The sequence below is a fragment of the Streptomyces glomeratus genome (assembly GCF_021462825.1).
Taxonomy (GTDB): domain Bacteria; phylum Actinomycetota; class Actinomycetes; order Streptomycetales; family Streptomycetaceae; genus Streptomyces; species Streptomyces glomeratus.
In genome coordinates this window covers 1-359 of sequence record NZ_JAKEEB010000116.1, presented here as the reverse complement: position 1 = coordinate 359, position 359 = coordinate 1, and the positions used below count along the sequence as shown (strand labels likewise).

Sequence of the window (359 nt, the reverse complement as noted above, 5' to 3'; positions counted from 1 at the left end):
GCTGCGACGAGAACGACCAGCGTCCCTGACGCTCGGGGTCGAAGGCCCGGATGTCCTTGAGCTGCGCGGACTGCTGCGCGTACTTGACCGACGTTTTGGAGGTGTGCCGGTAGGCGTCGCGGCGTTCCTGCAAGGCCCCGTTGTAGAGGGAGCAGTGATCCCGCAGCATCTCACCGAGCGCGGCCGCCTGGCCCACGGTGGGCCGCATCAGGAACTTGTACGCACGGATCATCCGGCCCACCCCCTTCCTGGTCAGCCCGCACGATCATACTACCCTTGGCGTATGTCACCGCGCTGGGAACCAAACCCCGATATCCGCACCGGCCGCCACGTCGCCTACAACCTCCACGCGCACTTGG

At 66.3% G+C, this 359-nt stretch carries 1 protein-coding gene and 1 pseudogene; one reads left to right on the top strand and one right to left on the bottom strand.

Translation table 11 applies throughout. The annotated features are described in order from the left end of the window. The coding region (locus LZ604_RS35575; protein ID WP_234520373.1) for a helix-turn-helix domain-containing protein at positions 1-232 on the bottom strand (232 nt) is incomplete at its 3' end. Positions 233-283: 51 nt separating this feature from the next. Between LZ604_RS35575 and LZ604_RS36660 the strand changes: the two are divergent. Next, positions 284-359: pseudogene (locus LZ604_RS36660) on the top strand (IS200/IS605 family transposase); the annotation flags it as partial.